This window comes from Providencia sp. PROV208 (assembly GCF_028479465.1).
Taxonomy (GTDB): Bacteria; Pseudomonadota; Gammaproteobacteria; order Enterobacterales; family Enterobacteriaceae; genus Providencia; species Providencia alcalifaciens.
In genome coordinates this window covers 21,816-35,629 of sequence record NZ_JAMPNS010000016.1, presented here as the reverse complement: position 1 = coordinate 35,629, position 13,814 = coordinate 21,816, and the positions used below count along the sequence as shown (strand labels likewise).

The window sequence follows — 13,814 nt, the reverse complement described above, 5'->3', positions numbered from 1 at the left end:
TAAACACGATGCTAGTTGCTTTCACATTTCACGCCACAGAAAGGGCAGAATGAGAACGTAACGGGGAAATCCTGCTTTGTTAGGCGGGCTTTCGGTGTACCGTCCTTTTTGACTTCCTGATAACTGGCGTTGTATTCAATGAAATAATTAACTGACATGACTCCACCAGACATAAACAAGCCTGATTGTTTCCAGCCAGAAGACCGTAGGCTTGCGCCTTCAGGTAGTTTTGCTTTGATGCGACTTTCCATGTCATCGCCTAATTTCGTAAAGCAATCACACATATCTCTATCTCCTATCTATTAATCAAGCCATTCTTGGCAATTGAAATGATTGCCCAACGCAGCTTATTTCTGTTTCTAATTCAATAAAGGCATCTTTCACAAACTTTGCCAGCTCAATACTTGCGCCATCACTTAGGTTAAATGCCTGCGCTCTCTCAAGTTTCAGAAGTTCAGCAAGAGTTTCTCTTGCTATCTGCTTCGATTCTTTTGATAAGTCATGAAAACTCATATCTATCCCCTTGCTGTGACTGAACTGTCACTCATAATCGGCTTGCGTAGCCGTGGTTGCTTGTGTTGTACATCGGGCATGTCTTTTATCCCGATAATTAAGCTTGCCAGTACATCGGTTTCGTCTACTGGTTTAAATATCGAATCCCATATTTCTTCCACTGAGCGGCTTTTCTGTTTAGCTTTTAACTCGTTACGTTGCTTGTAGTACTCTCTGTTACGTTTATATCTGCGCATCTTTGAGTTTTCTTTCGCTGGTAAAAAAGTAATTGCTGTCATATTTGCCTCCTAAGTGATCTTTGGTGGTGTAGTGCTGTGTCAATTGTTTCAGTCAGCTTTACCTGCGGCTGCCGGTGCTACCCTCGATTTTGTCTGTGGGCTTGACTCTTCCGGATGATTTGCACTACACCCCAAAAACCACTCAGTGGTTGCTCTGAGAAGTTCCTCTGAGCGTTCCGCTATGCCGTACTGTATAAACCACACGTAATCGGCAAGATGTTAAAGAGCATTTATCTCAGGGTGTGTGCCTTCGATGTGGTTAAATATAACCAGCGGTGATTTTGATGTCAACACCGCAGGTGATAATAATATTATTGGCGGTGATACTTTATTGAATTTAAATGATATTTATTTTCAAAAATTATTTATCTTGCGAGGAAAATCACACTGGCGGGGAATTGCGGGCACAAAAAAGCCCTCGCTGGGAGGGCTGGTGTTTTTGCTTATTCGTCGATATTGTTCATTTCATCAAATAAAAACGGTGCAATTGAAACCATTTTTCTTTTAGCTGCTTTTCTTTTAAATGATTCAATATTTGAGCAGGTCTCCATGAGACCTTGCGTTCTACCTATTTGATTTATTAACATCTCTCTTCCATCACTATTTAGCCATTGGTGAAATCTTGCTTTTCTTTTTCCGTTAGGGAGTATATTTAGTTCGTTTAATTTTTCTTTAACATATCCATTTTCTAATGGTTCGTATATGTATTTATTTATAAACTTCCCATAATATGCAGGGCGTTTTCTGGATGATGTTGGGTTATTTCCATATAAGCGGTCTAATTCAGAGAAAAAATCATCCCTGAACGTTTTGAGCCAATTCTGTAAACCTTCTGCGATATATTTTGAAAGTAATAACCGTAAAGCATCATATTTTCTATCATGTTGAAAACCAGTTGCTTCATCAACTAACGCATCTATACCAACCTGAGCTAATGATGTCAGTAAAATTTCAGATGTTATTGCCAGCTTTTGCTGTGATTCTACTAAGGCGTTATTCCTACGAGCAGTTAGGTAGACCTCGCACATCTTAGGGATGATATTAGCTTCATATCCTGTTTTTTTCGTACTACCATCCATATACTCAACTGGAGTGGTCCACCTAATAACATCATCATTTATAAAGTTTTTTAGATTCTTTGCTGCTATGAATGGAGGTAGTTTGGTCCCGTTTATTTCCAGTCTAGAATTCACGCCTTTTCTGGAGCGCCCAAAAACCTTGAAAACAGATGTTGCTGTTAAAATACGCATTCCATTGTCAAGAACGGCGCATTCTAAAACAACATCTCCAATAGGCAAATCTTTACTACTATACAATGCAATGGGTAGTGGTTTATTGTTAGCGGACTCCTTGCTTGCTAACTCTGTATCTATTTCATTAATATCTTTTAATTTTTTGCTCATTGTTCAATCCTTTATTTTCCCCACACCCTAAAACGTGTCGTCAGGCCACTGAGACTTAACCACTTTGCCTATAATCTGGCAGTTGCCATTAATCGGTATCATCTCGAACCGTGGGTTTAATGGCTCAAGGTATTCTGTTTCACCTTCTCTGATAAGTCGTTTAAATGTGAACTCATTGTTCATCATGCGAGCTATACAGAAGTCACCAAAGTTAACATCCTGCTCAGGGTCAACAAGTATCAGCATACCTTCAGGGAAGCTAGGACGTCCACCTTGAGGGGCTGTCATTGAATGACCTTCAACTTCTAGCCAGAATGCGCTATCACTTGCCTTCTTGGCTGTTGGTATCCATGCGTAAGCATCTTTTTCTGTATATGAATTACTGTTTTCGGTGAACGTTCCTGCTTGCACTTTAGTAAGCAATGGATACATGTATCTATCTCCATTAGATACTATCTTTTGCTCAGATACTGAGTTGAACATTCTCCTGATCTCTTTAGCCAATAACGGGCTGAAATCATCTACAGAAACCTCCAAGGCTTCTGCTAGTTTAACTGCATTCTCTACGTTAATTGCATTAACGCCATTTAATAGCTGTGCAACCGCACTCTGCCCCATGCCAATAGCATCACCTAGAGACTCTTGGGATAAGCCAAGCTCTTTCTTTTTTGCCTCAAAAATGGCTTTTAGCCGCACTGCATCGGCTTTTTGTTCGTCAGTGATTGGTTTCTTTTTCATATGTTTATTTTATTACCAAATGGAATATTTACCAATCACCGCAGGTGTTGACTATTTTATCACTTGCGGTGATAATAAATAAAAAAGGAGGAAGCATGGAAAGAATCCCATTAACAGCATTTGCTACAGAGCTAGGTCAAAACAAAGCAGCGGAATTGCTTGGTGTAAGACAAAGCGCTATTAGCAAAGCAATCTTAAAAAAACGAAATATTTATGTAATTAAAAAACAAGATGGAAGCGTTGAAGCTGAAGAAGTAAAAGCATTCCCATCTGGCAAAAACGAATAGATAAATCGCTCTTTAACATCTGAATATAGATTTGCTTTCCCTAGGGTAATTCTAGGGTGTCTATATTCTTTGGAATCGCTCAGAGGAACTTCTCAGAGCAACACACTCACAGGATCGTGAGCAACGGACTAACTACGTCAAAAGGAATTTAACAAATGGACACAGCAAAAAATATCAAAATCACATGTAAACCAGAAACACTCGAAACCTATTTCTTTCAAATGATGTTTAAAGATGGAAATGACGGGTTCGCTAAAGCAATGGGTATTCACCCGAGTTCAGCTAGTAGAGAGAAGAGTCGCATATTCAGCTTGGCTTGTAAGGCTATAGCTCGTTATGGATTGCCTACTGAAGCTGTATCAATGCCTGAGAAGTCTAGAAGCGTAGTGATTGAAGGTGACTATGCAGAGCGATTAATTCAGGTTCTAGAAGGAAAAGGGAAAGTAAAAAGAAAAGCCTCAAATGTGGGACATAGTGAGGCTCAAATAGAACTTATTTAAATAGAAACTACAGAGGTAATTATGAATCAAATAACTACTTTAGTAAACAGTGGTGAATTAACCATGAGCAGTCGGGAGATTTCAGACCTAACAGGAAAGAGACACGACAATGTAATGGCTGATATTCGCAAGATGTTGGTTGAAATTCAATCTCCTGAAAAGTTAGGAGATTACACGGACACCAAAAACCGAACGCAGCAAATGCTTCTACTCAACAAAGAAGAATGCCTATGTTTGATTTCTGGCTACAGCATCAAGTTAAGAATGGCGATTATTAAACGCTGGCAAGAACTTGAATCTCAAAAACCTCTCATCCCTCAAACGCTGCCAGAAGCTTTACGTCTGGCGGCAGACCTAGCAGAACAGAAACAAATCGTTGAGCAGCAATTAGCTATCGCAGCGCCTAAGGCTGAGTTTGTTGATCGCTACGTTCAAGCTACTGGCTCACTAGGTTTTCGTGAGGTCTGCAAACTATTAAAAGTCAAAGAGAACTTCTTTCGTAATTTCTTGTTGGCTAAAAGAATTATGTATCCATTAGCTGGAAAACTCGCCCCTTATTCTGAGCACTTAGATTGCAACAGATTTGAAGTTAAAACAGGCGAGAATCCTCACAATGGTCACGCATACACACAAGTTAAATTCACTCCTAAAGGAATTCAGTGGATCGCTGGATTGCTGGCAATGAAACAACTGGAGGCGGCATAAATGGCCAGAGCAAGAAATATTAAACCGGGCTTTTTTACTAATGATGATTTAGCAGAGTGCGAGCCATTGGCTCGTATTCTTTTTGTGGGGCTATGGACAGTTGCTGATCGCGAAGGTCGACTAGAAGATAAACCACGAAAAATTAAAGCTATGGTTTTGCCATATGACGATGTTGATTGTGACAAGTTGCTCACTCAATTACATGGTAAAAACTTTATCACTAGATATGTAGTAGATGGGAATGAGTTTATCCAGATTAATAACTGGAAGAAACACCAGAACCCACACATGAAAGAAGCGGCTAGTGAAATACCCGAACAAGTTACGCAACCTACTGATATTAAAGAAGTGCCAGAAAAGCACCATACAAGTACAGTGCAAGAACCAGAAGAGAATCAAACTATCCCTGCTGATTCCCTTAACCTGATTCCTGATTCCCTTAACCCTATAAACACCCAAGCCGAAAACACGGCTTGTTCTGATGAGCCTGAAAATAAATCGGCAAGTGTTCACCAGATGTCTAGCAAGTACGCATTCGAAGGTGAGGTGATCCGATTAAACAAAAAAGATTTTACTGAGTGGCAAAGCCTGTATTCAAACATCGACCTCGAACACGAGTTGAGACGACTGGATATTGAGTTTAGAGCCGATAAGCCAAAAAACTGGTTTATCACTGCTAGTCAGAAATTGAATTACCAGAACAAAAACACTAAGCCAGCTTGGACGCCATCTAAGCGGGTTATGCCGCCTAGTCGAACCCAAGAATTCATACCGGAGAACTTCTGATGAGTACAGGAATGCAAGCACTGGCTCGGTTTAGAAAACTGATGCCGGAACACATCAAGCCAAAGTTTGAAACACCTGAAGAAATCATGGCATGGCAACGAGAGCAGGGTGAAATTGATTCAAAGCGGATCACCGATGCAAATCGTGTTACTCGACTGAATAAAATCATGGGTCGATCTGGAATTAACCCGCTTCACCTAGATTGCACATTCGATAACTATCAAACCACCACACCTGAGCAGCAAACCGCATTACGCAAAGCCAAGAATTATGCTGAGAACTTTGGCAAAAATTTTGGCGGGTTCATCTTCAGCGGCAATGCAGGAACTGGCAAGAATCACCTAGCGGCAGCAATTGGAAATCACCTCATACAGCACGGTAAGAGCATCCTAATCGCTACATTGCCAGACCTAATGATGCGAGTGCGCGAAACATACCAGAAGGACGCCAAGACCTCAGAATCGAAGCTAATCGATGACCTGTGCGAAGTTGATTTACTAGTGCTTGATGACGTTGGCGTGCAGCGTGGAAACCTCAACGAGGATTTGATTATCTTCCAAGTTGTAGACCGTCGATTAGCAAACAAAAAGCCAGTTGGAGTGCTAACAAACCTAGCATTCGCAGAGCTTTCAAAGGTGCTGGGTGAGCGAGTTATCGACCGTTTAAGAATGGGTAGCCCGACAACGATTAATTTCGGGTGGGATAGTTACCGCAGCCAAGTTAAGTAACACACCAAATCATAAGGACTTCTAGATGAGCATATTATTTCACAAGGATTACCCATATTCAGATTTAGATAACTGCTACAAAAATTTTGAGCTGTTAGTTGATAGCAGGCAATGGGTAAATCAACTACTCGTAGATATTTCATCCAATCCAATAAAAAAGAAAACCACTCGACTAAATAGAAAAATGGACAAGTGCTTTCCAAGAGGCAAGGCATACATGCGTGTTAGCAAGCGTGAGTTTATGGCGGGCAATTAAGCGAGGTGTTGAGTGATGAAAGGAACAACGTTAACAGAGCTGAATAAATGCCCGTTTTGCGGCGGAGAAGCAAAATTAGTTGGTTACTTCCTAATGGAAGCTAAGTGTAGAAAGTGCAGAGCTTCTTTGCCACCAAAGGAAAGGGAAGAGGCTATATATGCATGGAACAGGAGAGCTAACAGTGAGTGATGAAACATACAAATTGGTCGTTGGGTTGCTATCTGCCATAGGGTATTTATGGATATTAATTAGAGCCTTTGAATACTTTACTGGACTGGCTTTCGGAAAGCTAATCAAACGAAAAGAGAAAGACCGTAAGCTGGCAGCAATATCTGAATTTTATGAGGCGTATAAGCTTGATAAAATAAAAGAAAACCAGATGGTTAGAGTTGCAACAAAATACGGGCTTGTTATTGCAATCTACCGCGAACCAAAAAGCAATGACGAGTAGGAGGCTAACTTGGAAGCAGATTTCCTCTTCCACGAATCAACCAAAACCGCAGCATGGCAACACCTCAAAGAAGTTCTAGCAACAAATCAACCACACCGAATCATTATCAAGCCTTGGAAGAACAAGCGTTCACTATCTCAAAATTCCACTTTCCATTTGTGGTGCGGTGAGATAAGCAAATATCTATGTAAGAACAAGTCTAATTTCACGCCTGAGACCGTCAAGGAGATGCTAAAGCATACATTCCTAGGTTATGAGGTTGCCGAAATGATAGATGCTACCACGCAAGATATAGAGCGCGTCAGGACGCTACGAAAAACATCAAAGTTAGATACGGGTGAAATGTTCCACTTCATGGAGCAGGTTGAATGCTGGGCGGCGGGTATAGGTTGTCTCGTGACAATCCCAAATAATTCGGAATATATGAAACTCAAGGAGCAGCAAGAGAGATGAACATCATATCAAAAATAGCACAATTTCTTGCGTCACTGTCAATGCATAACGCTCAGTGGACTAACAACTTCAAGCATCAACGTAGTTACCAAACATCAACTAAGCGCATCACAGGTCACGCAAAGATAAACCGAGCAGCCAAGAAGCGGAGGGCGAGAAAGTGAATCCAATAGAAAAACTAAAAGAAATCGACAAGAAGTTAGACGAAGCTCATGCATTGGTTATTTCACTGCAAAACATGCGCAGAGAGCACATCAATCGCCACGATTTAAACAAGGAGAAATCATGACTCAGCAAGGAGAAAGAGCAATCGATGTTATTAACGCTGTAAGTGGACTCGAATATTTCACAGCAAAGAAAGCCACAAGCCTAACAGGTATGTCGCGGTCATATGTAAGCTTCATCCTCGGGTTAATGCATAAGTTTGGAGCAATAACTGTGGTCGGTAAAATCGGCGGTACTGTTAAATATCAAGTATCACGCAATGCAATTCAGATTATCGAAAATAACTTCACTGAGATATTTAAGCAAAGTCACTGCGTAAGAGGTAATGAGCCACTTGGAACTGGCATGGTTATTGTTGATAGAGCCAATGTGAAAGGGATGGGAAGCCCATTGTTGAAATGGTTAGATTCATTGCTGAGCGGGGTGAGAGTGTGATTAGAACCCGACACGTAATTCTATTCTTTTCGATTGTTACTTTAGCGATGGGGTTTATGTATGGCTAAGCTTCGACGGCGTAAATGCAAGATATGCAATGAGTGGTTTTTGCCAGAAAAGGATTTTGAAAAATGGTGCAGTCAAGAACACAAGGAAGAGTTAGCAATACGGATTTACAGAACGGACAGGGAGAAGAAGCAAAAATCATTTGAAAAACAGCAACGAGAAAAAGAAGTAAAAGCCCGCGATAAACTCAAAGCCCGCAAGTTAGCAGTAAAACCCCGCAGTTATTGGATTAAACAAGCACAACAAGCCGTCAACGCATACATCAGACAAAGAGACCGTGATTTTCCATGCATATCATGCGGAACGTTTCAATCTGCTCAGTGGGATGCTGGTCATTATCGGACTACCGCTGCGGCTCCACAACTGAGATTCGATGAGCGCAACATCCATCGGCAATGTGTTGTTTGTAATCAGCATAAGTCGGGGAATCTAGTTCCGTATCGCGTAGAGCTTATTAATCGAATAGGGCAGCAAGCCGTTGAGTCTATCGAGTGTGATCATGAACGTCACAAGTGGACTATTGATGAATGCAAAACCATCAAAGAGGTTTTCAGGAGGAAATTGAAGGAGCTGAAAGATGCAGGCTGAAATCACGACCATCCCTGAGCTGCTTATAAAGCATTACGGGAATATGACTGAAATAGGGCGGTTAATCGGTGCGAATAGAGGGACTATTAGGAAGTATGTTCGTGATGCTAGCGCTGAAAGCCACATTGTTATCAACGGTAGATTGATGGTCAGGCACAGAGGTGGTGATAGATGGAAATGCAAAGAATCTCAGGAGGCTAAATGAGCTACATAGGAGAGAAAGAACTAACAAAGGAACAATTCGACTGGCTTAATGGTTGGCTTGAATTGTGGGGAGCGTGGGTTCACTCAGGGCGATTGAATGTACGCATGATAAACATGATTTACAAGTTCATGCGAACAGTCGAGCCAAACAGTACACCATCAAGACCTATGTGCAGTGACGATGACGGAATGTTGATTTCTCAGGTCGTAGATTCAATCATCGCCACTGACGAGCAGGCTTATAAAATATTACTCAGCTATTACGCTCATGGCGCTTCAAAGCTTTCGATAGCATCTTACTATCACTCGGTTGCAAATCCTCGCAAAATGAACACGCGATCAGGAGGAAAGATAAAAGTTCCATCATTGCGAACATGCCGACGCGAAGTTGACGAAAAACTGAAAGCTTGTCAGTGGTTATTGTACGAACCACTACGAAATGCAATGAACAGTCGTAAACGTGTAGTTAAAGTTAGGAAAATAACTGAACTTTGCTATTGACAGTAGTGGCCAAATGGACAATACTTATCAGGTAAGCTGCCTTAACTGTTCTTAGGTTGGCTTAACCAGATTTTAGAGCCTCTACTCCGGTAGGGGCTTTTTGCATTTTAGGGTTAGTCGTATAAAGGTTATTACGGAAGGCTGTTAACCTTCTTATCGTGGTTCGATTCCACGCTATCCCGCCAATTTCAATAAGTCGCCTAGTGCGGCTTTTTTATTTGCACCAGTAGCTCAACGGTAGAGCAGGCAACTCATAATTGCTTTGTTATGGGTTCGAATCCCGTCTCGGTGCACCAAATACGCCGCCACAGAATTCTAATCACACACACTTAATTGACGCATAGAGATTGTGCGCGGCTATCTATTAACTAAATTCCTCCAACGTAGGGGGTGAGTATGAAACATATGAAAGAAACCCCTGAATTTTGGGATCAGGTATTTAGCTATCTGTCTCAGTACAAAGAGCAAGGTGTTTTTGCTGGTCTAGCTGGGTCTGTCGCCATATTGCGAGGGATGTACAACGGCGGAGGTTGGTGGAAAACGTTACTTGATGGTTTCTTGTGCGCATTCCTCGGCTGGTTTGCAAAGGACTTGCTAGCGTTCTTCGGAATGAACCCTGACCTTTCCTATATCACTAGCGTCATGATTGGTTACTGGGGCGTCGAGAAAGTCAGCAATATTATTAAAGGTAAAGCTGGAGTGAATAATGACTAAATTTGTTTTCGGGCAGCGCAGTAAGAATAATTTGGTTGGCGTGAATCCCAAGTTAGTTAAAGTTCTTAATAGGGCGCTAGAAATCACACCTGCTGATTTTGCTGTTATACAAGGTGTTCGCAGCAAGGAAGAGCAGCGTAAAAATGTCGCTAAAGGCGTATCGCAGACAATGAACTCTCGGCATTTAGAACAATGCCCTATTGATGGTGTGTGCGAGGGGAATGCTGTGGACATTCTTCCAACATCAATAAAGGCTGGTATGAACTGGGAATTGAAATATTTCATTCCGGTACTTAATGCAATCAAGCAGGCTGCAGATGAGTTAGGAGTTAAATTGCGTTTCGGTATCAACTGGAAGAATGATCCATCACTACCAATCGAAACTAAATTCATTGATGCGCCTCATGTTGAGATTCCACCATGACAACGCTAACTAAAGTCTTGGGTGGTGCTTGCGCTATCCTCGCTTTCTGGCTTTGGTGGGTAATGGGTAGTTACGGTGACCTGAAAGGTGATTACTCAACATTGAAGGATAAATTCAGCGAGCAAGTCGCTATCACTGCAGACTACGAAAAGCGCATCAACTCCCTTCACGAACTCGACACCAAACACACAACGGAACTCACAAATGCAAAAGCTGAAATTGACCAGTTGCGTATTGCTGCTGAGCGTAATCCTGATCGGGTGTACATCAGAGCCAGTTGTCCGAAAGGCGAAACCAATTCAACCTCCAGCGTGGATGATGGAACAGCCGCCAGACCTACTGACTCCGCTATCGGAAATTATTGGTTACTCAGACAACGAATCGCAGAGTCCAAGCAAATGATACTTGGCTTGCAAGATTACATTAGAACTGAGTGTTTACCTTAATACCAACCAGTAAATGCTCTTGCAAAAAAAATTAAATTTATGAAGGTAAGAGCGCTTAACAAGTAGATAGAGAACTTCAAAAAAATAGTCATTACGTCTGATGGTTTTTTATCTTGAGTAATAATGAATAAGATACAGACAAGGATAGGAAGAAATATGACTAAGAGAGTAATAGGATTAGTATACATATATTGATACTCCCTCTTATGCAATGAAAAATTAACCAATTAGTTAAGTATATTTTTAACAGGAAAGCAATGCGGGAAATTGAACAACAAAGAAATGCCCCAGATATCGGGGCAAAGTAGAGAATAATAGTTTATGAATGTGACGTCACTATACGTTAATCGTTAATGACCACAATCTGAAAAAGGTAGTAGTCTCAAGCGGATATTACAAATCTGAGCCTCGCTAAATGCGGGGCTTTTTAATGACAAAAAAATAGCCCCGATGCTGGGGCTTAAAGGGGATGGTTCATAGGAATATATTTGAGGGTAATAACTTAGCGATGTAATAACCATACCCCTATCAACGTGATGTTACGAAAGTAAAGTTAAAAGAAAGTTACATTTATTCAAGTTTTGTAATCAGTAGTACGCATTTCACCCTGTGCATAGCACGCACATCTAAAACACCAAGAGTCTACAGAAAGTGAGCCTGAGAACTGCCGTTATAGCTGGCAAGCTCTCTTGGGGCGGCTTTTCTGTGCTAACAGGCTCCCTTTCTATAGGAAATATGCAATGATTAAAATCATACCTATGAAGTATGACGAAACTCTGATCCCGTTTAATGGCGATTGTTGGGTTAATGCCACAGCAGCAGCTAGGCACTTTGGAAAACTAACCAAAGACTGGTTAAGGGTCTCATCAACTAAAGAGTATATCTATGAGGTAGGAAAAGAGCTTGATATTGAAGCGTATAATTCTAAAGAGGAGATTTCTCCCCTTTTAGTTCGAGTAGAAAAAGGACGACATGGCGGTACTTGGATCCATCCTGAATTAGTAATTGAGTTCGCAAGATGGTTATCCCCTAAATTTGCTCGCGCTTGTGACCGGCACATTAAAAACATGTTGATGTCACAGAGTATGACATTGACCGAAGGTCAGGTTATTGGGTTACTAACATATAAAGAGGCTACTGAATGGGAAAAGCGATTTCAAGAACCCTATTACAGAGCGCTATCAAAGATGTCAGGGACTCCTTATTTTGGTCATGTTGGCGGTTGTCCATTATTGTTCGCTGGTATCACGGCTAAATGGATTTATGGCGTTGCATTGCCTGATTATGTTTATGAATCAGTCAAAGAAAATAAGGGCAATAGAGAGAAAATCCATCAGTACCTGAAAGGTGATGCCTTGCATGCGGTAGAACAGCAAATGGTGGCAGTAACAAATATTGCTAATAGTTCTGTTGATTACAAAGACTTTGATGCTCGATGTATGGCTGCTTTTGATGTTAAAGGGCAAATGCAATTGCTTTATCCTTCAGCGCATGGAGAGCAGCATGCAGCAAGATTGCAATAAGCAAGTAGAAATCTTTTCACTGGTCGTCAGCGAGTTATTTTTGATTAGACAGGTCGCCATGCATAAGCGGCCTGTTTTTCGTTCATCGCTAGGAGATATTAAGTTTAGTGTTGAGTCGCTGGCTAACTTCTTAAAATCATACTATCGGGAAGATTATAAAAGTGACCTCGAATTAAGCATGCTGTTCTTCAATATGCTGAAAAGAGAATACCTACCAGATCCTACAGTGCTAGTTTCTTGGTGTATGAATGAAGAGCTAACCGATGATGCAATACATAAAATATCTGGCTTGCTTGAAGACTTCGCGGAAATGGAGTTCTCAAATCAAATTCAATAGGTCGCTAATGCGGCCTTTTTTAAGCATAAGTCAAATATGTGTTATTTATTACATTTAGTTAGTGTTAGCATTCCTCCAATAGGAGGTAACTAATGATTTCATGGTTCGATGTTATGGCTCTACTTGCCATACCAATAGTGATATTGATTGTAGTTGTGAAGATGGCAATAGGGAGCCATAAGATGTTAGAAAAAAGTGAGCAAGTAAAAAATGAAGCATTAGAAGCTCACAAAAATGAAATTAAAGAGTCTAGTGATGGAGCGCAAGCAAAGAAGATAAAGAAAGAAATAACAGCAAAGATAATCTGGTACAGGATATGTTCTGTTGCATTATTGATACCAGTTCTATATTTCCTGTTTAGATAGCGACCCGCCAAGTGCGGGTTTTTTATTGGGTGAAATATGAAGAAATACACAGTAATCGCAACAAAGAAAGACGGAACTACATACGAAGGCATGATGACAACTAAAGAGCCTCGAGTGACGAATGGGCTAATCGCAATTGCTCAGTCGAACGGAGCATGGATATACATCTCACCCGACGAGATTAGCAGCGTTGAATATGTGCCTGTGGTTGAAGTAGCAGAATAACCAATCACAAAGCCAGCCCACTTGAACTGGCTTTTTAATTTGTTATGAGGATATGAATATATGGATAAAAGACCAGATTGGGAGGCCATCGAGTCGGCTTACCGAGCTGGCGTGATGTCACTTCGAGAAATAGCTTCACAGCATGGCATATCTGAAGGAGCTATACGCAAAAGAGCAAAGAAGGATGATTGGTCGCGAGACCTTAACGCAAAGATAAAATCCCGTGCAGATGATTTGGTACGCAAAGAAGAAGTACGCAAGCAGGTACGCAGCGAAACAGTACTTTCAGAGCGCGTACTTATTGAAGCAACCGCCGAGGTTATTGCCACTGTTCGTATGGAGCATAGAGGCGATATTCGCAGGGCTAGAGAGTTAACCAATAACTTATTTGATGAGCTATCGGCTGAATGTGCCGATGTACCAGCTTTAAGTAAATTGGGCGAGCTAATGTTTAGTCCTGATGATAACGGACGTGACAAGCTAAGTGAAATTTATCATTCAATCATTTCTCTCCCTGAGCGCGTTAAGTCAGTCAAAGCATTAAGCGAAACACTTAAAAATCTAGTTGGCCTTGAGCGACAAGCTTACGGGCTAGATGAAGCACAGCCGAATAAGACAGCTAGTCAGCTATCAGAACTAATGGACGACTTATCTAAGGAATAA

General features: G+C 41.2%; 25 protein-coding genes and 2 tRNA genes. 22 read left to right on the top strand and 5 right to left on the bottom strand.

The genetic code is table 11. From position 1 onward, the window contains the following. Window positions 1–11 precede the first annotated feature (11 nt). From PR766_RS12715 to PR766_RS12695, 5 genes are all read right to left on the bottom strand, one after another. Complete coding sequence (locus PR766_RS12715) at window positions 12–251, bottom strand: hypothetical protein (protein ID WP_154636493.1); 240 nt, start codon at window positions 249–251, stop codon at window positions 12–14. A 55-nt stretch (window positions 252–306) separates the two neighbouring features. After that, window positions 307–513 carry a hypothetical protein gene (locus PR766_RS12710; RefSeq protein ID WP_154636494.1) on the bottom strand — a complete coding sequence of 69 codons (207 nt, stop codon included), beginning with the start codon at window positions 511–513 and terminating at the stop codon, window positions 307–309. Between the two features lie 2 nt (window positions 514–515). Next, the gene (locus PR766_RS12705; protein WP_154636495.1) at window positions 516–791 is read right to left on the bottom strand and encodes a hypothetical protein; all 276 of its coding nucleotides are present in this window, start codon (window positions 789–791) and stop codon (window positions 516–518) included. Window positions 792–1,234: 443 nt separating this feature from the next. Next, a complete protein-coding gene (locus PR766_RS12700) occupies window positions 1,235–2,194 on the bottom strand; it encodes a P63C domain-containing protein (RefSeq protein ID WP_154636496.1) in 960 nt (319 codons plus the stop codon). A 27-nt stretch (window positions 2,195–2,221) separates the two neighbouring features. Further along, window positions 2,222–2,932: a LexA family protein gene (locus PR766_RS12695; protein WP_131680872.1), complete on the bottom strand. Its 711-nt coding sequence runs from the start codon at window positions 2,930–2,932 to the stop codon at window positions 2,222–2,224. 95 nt (window positions 2,933–3,027) lie between these two features. Between PR766_RS12695 and PR766_RS12690 the strand changes: the two genes are divergently transcribed. From PR766_RS12690 to PR766_RS12590, 22 genes are all read left to right on the top strand, one after another. Then, the gene (locus tag PR766_RS12690; RefSeq protein WP_108479599.1) at window positions 3,028–3,219 is read left to right on the top strand and encodes a Cro/CI family transcriptional regulator; all 192 of its coding nucleotides are present in this window, start codon (window positions 3,028–3,030) and stop codon (window positions 3,217–3,219) included. A gap of 155 nt (window positions 3,220–3,374) precedes the next feature. Next, window positions 3,375–3,719 (top strand): hypothetical protein, encoded by a 345-nt coding sequence (locus PR766_RS12685; RefSeq protein WP_154601191.1) that lies wholly within the window; start codon window positions 3,375–3,377, stop codon window positions 3,717–3,719. Window positions 3,720–3,740: 21 nt separating this feature from the next. Continuing rightward, the gene (locus PR766_RS12680) at window positions 3,741–4,424 is read left to right on the top strand and encodes a phage antirepressor KilAC domain-containing protein (protein ID WP_154636497.1); all 684 of its coding nucleotides are present in this window, start codon (window positions 3,741–3,743) and stop codon (window positions 4,422–4,424) included. Continuing rightward, a complete protein-coding gene (locus PR766_RS12675) occupies window positions 4,425–5,210 on the top strand; it encodes a hypothetical protein (RefSeq protein WP_154636498.1) in 786 nt (261 codons plus the stop codon). It abuts the gene before it with no gap. Next, window positions 5,210–5,938 (top strand): ATP-binding protein, encoded by a 729-nt coding sequence (locus PR766_RS12670; RefSeq protein WP_154636499.1) that lies wholly within the window; start codon window positions 5,210–5,212, stop codon window positions 5,936–5,938. Before PR766_RS12675 ends, PR766_RS12670 begins: the two co-directional genes overlap by 1 nt. A 271-nt stretch (window positions 5,939–6,209) precedes the next feature. Next, window positions 6,210–6,383, top strand: coding sequence for a Lar family restriction alleviation protein (locus PR766_RS18465; protein WP_154636500.1), 174 nt, complete (start codon window positions 6,210–6,212; stop codon window positions 6,381–6,383). Beyond that, window positions 6,352–6,645 (top strand): DUF4752 family protein, encoded by a 294-nt coding sequence (locus PR766_RS12665; RefSeq protein WP_154636501.1) that lies wholly within the window; start codon window positions 6,352–6,354, stop codon window positions 6,643–6,645. Before PR766_RS18465 ends, PR766_RS12665 begins: the two co-directional genes overlap by 32 nt. Window positions 6,646–6,654: 9 nt before the next feature. Beyond that, on the top strand, window positions 6,655–7,098 hold the full coding sequence (locus PR766_RS12660; protein WP_154636502.1) for a YbcN family protein: 444 nt from the start codon (window positions 6,655–6,657) through the stop codon (window positions 7,096–7,098). Window positions 7,099–7,383: 285 nt separating this feature from the next. Then, window positions 7,384–7,758 (top strand): hypothetical protein, encoded by a 375-nt coding sequence (locus PR766_RS12655; RefSeq protein ID WP_154636503.1) that lies wholly within the window; start codon window positions 7,384–7,386, stop codon window positions 7,756–7,758. 60 nt (window positions 7,759–7,818) lie between these two features. Continuing rightward, window positions 7,819–8,412, top strand: coding sequence for a recombination protein NinG (locus PR766_RS12650; RefSeq protein ID WP_154636504.1), 594 nt, complete (start codon window positions 7,819–7,821; stop codon window positions 8,410–8,412). Further along, on the top strand, window positions 8,402–8,617 hold the full coding sequence (locus PR766_RS12645; RefSeq protein ID WP_154636505.1) for a protein ninH: 216 nt from the start codon (window positions 8,402–8,404) through the stop codon (window positions 8,615–8,617). Before PR766_RS12650 ends, PR766_RS12645 begins: the two co-directional genes overlap by 11 nt. Next, the gene (locus PR766_RS12640) at window positions 8,614–9,117 is read left to right on the top strand and encodes an antiterminator Q family protein (protein ID WP_154636506.1); all 504 of its coding nucleotides are present in this window, start codon (window positions 8,614–8,616) and stop codon (window positions 9,115–9,117) included. Before PR766_RS12645 ends, PR766_RS12640 begins: the two co-directional genes overlap by 4 nt. Before the next feature lie 110 nt (window positions 9,118–9,227). Continuing rightward, window positions 9,228–9,302 (top strand) — tRNA-Asn (locus PR766_RS12635). A 35-nt stretch (window positions 9,303–9,337) separates the two neighbouring features. Further along, window positions 9,338–9,413: transfer RNA gene (locus PR766_RS12630), tRNA-Ile, on the top strand. 100 nt (window positions 9,414–9,513) lie between these two features. Continuing rightward, the gene (locus PR766_RS12625; RefSeq protein WP_154636507.1) at window positions 9,514–9,831 is read left to right on the top strand and encodes a phage holin, lambda family; all 318 of its coding nucleotides are present in this window, start codon (window positions 9,514–9,516) and stop codon (window positions 9,829–9,831) included. Then, window positions 9,824–10,255, top strand: a complete 432-nt coding sequence (locus tag PR766_RS12620) for a M15 family metallopeptidase (protein WP_154636508.1) — start codon at window positions 9,824–9,826, stop codon at window positions 10,253–10,255. Before PR766_RS12625 ends, PR766_RS12620 begins: the two co-directional genes overlap by 8 nt. Further along, window positions 10,252–10,701, top strand: coding sequence for a lysis protein (locus PR766_RS12615; protein WP_154636509.1), 450 nt, complete (start codon window positions 10,252–10,254; stop codon window positions 10,699–10,701). The genes PR766_RS12620 and PR766_RS12615 overlap by 4 nt, the downstream gene beginning before the upstream one ends. Window positions 10,702–11,441: 740 nt before the next feature. After that, window positions 11,442–12,224, top strand: a complete 783-nt coding sequence (locus tag PR766_RS12610) for a KilA-N domain-containing protein (RefSeq protein ID WP_154636510.1) — start codon at window positions 11,442–11,444, stop codon at window positions 12,222–12,224. Continuing rightward, window positions 12,205–12,561 (top strand): hypothetical protein, encoded by a 357-nt coding sequence (locus tag PR766_RS12605; protein ID WP_006659517.1) that lies wholly within the window; start codon window positions 12,205–12,207, stop codon window positions 12,559–12,561. The genes PR766_RS12610 and PR766_RS12605 overlap by 20 nt, the downstream gene beginning before the upstream one ends. Before the next feature lie 92 nt (window positions 12,562–12,653). Continuing rightward, window positions 12,654–12,926, top strand: coding sequence for a hypothetical protein (locus tag PR766_RS12600; protein ID WP_006659518.1), 273 nt, complete (start codon window positions 12,654–12,656; stop codon window positions 12,924–12,926). Between the two features lie 90 nt (window positions 12,927–13,016). Beyond that, entirely contained in the window at window positions 13,017–13,151 is a 135-nt protein-coding gene (locus PR766_RS12595; protein WP_268243984.1) for a hypothetical protein, read from the top strand. 60 nt (window positions 13,152–13,211) lie between these two features. After that, complete coding sequence (locus tag PR766_RS12590) at window positions 13,212–13,814, top strand: hypothetical protein (RefSeq protein ID WP_154636511.1); 603 nt, start codon at window positions 13,212–13,214, stop codon at window positions 13,812–13,814.

Coding starts and splice junctions, on each gene's coding strand:
- PR766_RS12650 (WP_154636504.1), top strand. CDS start 7,819: ATGGCTAAGCTTCGACGGCGTAAATGCAAGATATGCAATGAGTGGTTT.
- PR766_RS12610 (WP_154636510.1), top strand. CDS start 11,442: ATGATTAAAATCATACCTATGAAGTATGACGAAACTCTGATCCCGTTT.
- PR766_RS12700 (WP_154636496.1), bottom strand. CDS start 2,194: ATGAGCAAAAAATTAAAAGATATTAATGAAATAGATACAGAGTTAGCA.
- PR766_RS12590 (WP_154636511.1), top strand. CDS start 13,212: ATGGATAAAAGACCAGATTGGGAGGCCATCGAGTCGGCTTACCGAGCT.
- PR766_RS18465 (WP_154636500.1), top strand. CDS start 6,210: ATGAAAGGAACAACGTTAACAGAGCTGAATAAATGCCCGTTTTGCGGC.
- PR766_RS12645 (WP_154636505.1), top strand. CDS start 8,402: ATGCAGGCTGAAATCACGACCATCCCTGAGCTGCTTATAAAGCATTAC.
- PR766_RS12665 (WP_154636501.1), top strand. CDS start 6,352: ATGCATGGAACAGGAGAGCTAACAGTGAGTGATGAAACATACAAATTG.
- PR766_RS12670 (WP_154636499.1), top strand. CDS start 5,210: ATGAGTACAGGAATGCAAGCACTGGCTCGGTTTAGAAAACTGATGCCG.
- PR766_RS12620 (WP_154636508.1), top strand. CDS start 9,824: ATGACTAAATTTGTTTTCGGGCAGCGCAGTAAGAATAATTTGGTTGGC.
- PR766_RS12615 (WP_154636509.1), top strand. CDS start 10,252: ATGACAACGCTAACTAAAGTCTTGGGTGGTGCTTGCGCTATCCTCGCT.
- PR766_RS12605 (WP_006659517.1), top strand. CDS start 12,205: ATGCAGCAAGATTGCAATAAGCAAGTAGAAATCTTTTCACTGGTCGTC.
- PR766_RS12600 (WP_006659518.1), top strand. CDS start 12,654: ATGATTTCATGGTTCGATGTTATGGCTCTACTTGCCATACCAATAGTG.
- PR766_RS12705 (WP_154636495.1), bottom strand. CDS start 791: ATGACAGCAATTACTTTTTTACCAGCGAAAGAAAACTCAAAGATGCGC.
- PR766_RS12695 (WP_131680872.1), bottom strand. CDS start 2,932: ATGAAAAAGAAACCAATCACTGACGAACAAAAAGCCGATGCAGTGCGG.
- PR766_RS12710 (WP_154636494.1), bottom strand. CDS start 513: ATGAGTTTTCATGACTTATCAAAAGAATCGAAGCAGATAGCAAGAGAA.
- PR766_RS12640 (WP_154636506.1), top strand. CDS start 8,614: ATGAGCTACATAGGAGAGAAAGAACTAACAAAGGAACAATTCGACTGG.
- PR766_RS12625 (WP_154636507.1), top strand. CDS start 9,514: ATGAAACATATGAAAGAAACCCCTGAATTTTGGGATCAGGTATTTAGC.
- PR766_RS12675 (WP_154636498.1), top strand. CDS start 4,425: ATGGCCAGAGCAAGAAATATTAAACCGGGCTTTTTTACTAATGATGAT.
- PR766_RS12680 (WP_154636497.1), top strand. CDS start 3,741: ATGAATCAAATAACTACTTTAGTAAACAGTGGTGAATTAACCATGAGC.
- PR766_RS12655 (WP_154636503.1), top strand. CDS start 7,384: ATGACTCAGCAAGGAGAAAGAGCAATCGATGTTATTAACGCTGTAAGT.
- PR766_RS12595 (WP_268243984.1), top strand. CDS start 13,017: ATGATGACAACTAAAGAGCCTCGAGTGACGAATGGGCTAATCGCAATT.
- PR766_RS12715 (WP_154636493.1), bottom strand. CDS start 251: ATGGAAAGTCGCATCAAAGCAAAACTACCTGAAGGCGCAAGCCTACGG.
- PR766_RS12685 (WP_154601191.1), top strand. CDS start 3,375: ATGGACACAGCAAAAAATATCAAAATCACATGTAAACCAGAAACACTC.
- PR766_RS12690 (WP_108479599.1), top strand. CDS start 3,028: ATGGAAAGAATCCCATTAACAGCATTTGCTACAGAGCTAGGTCAAAAC.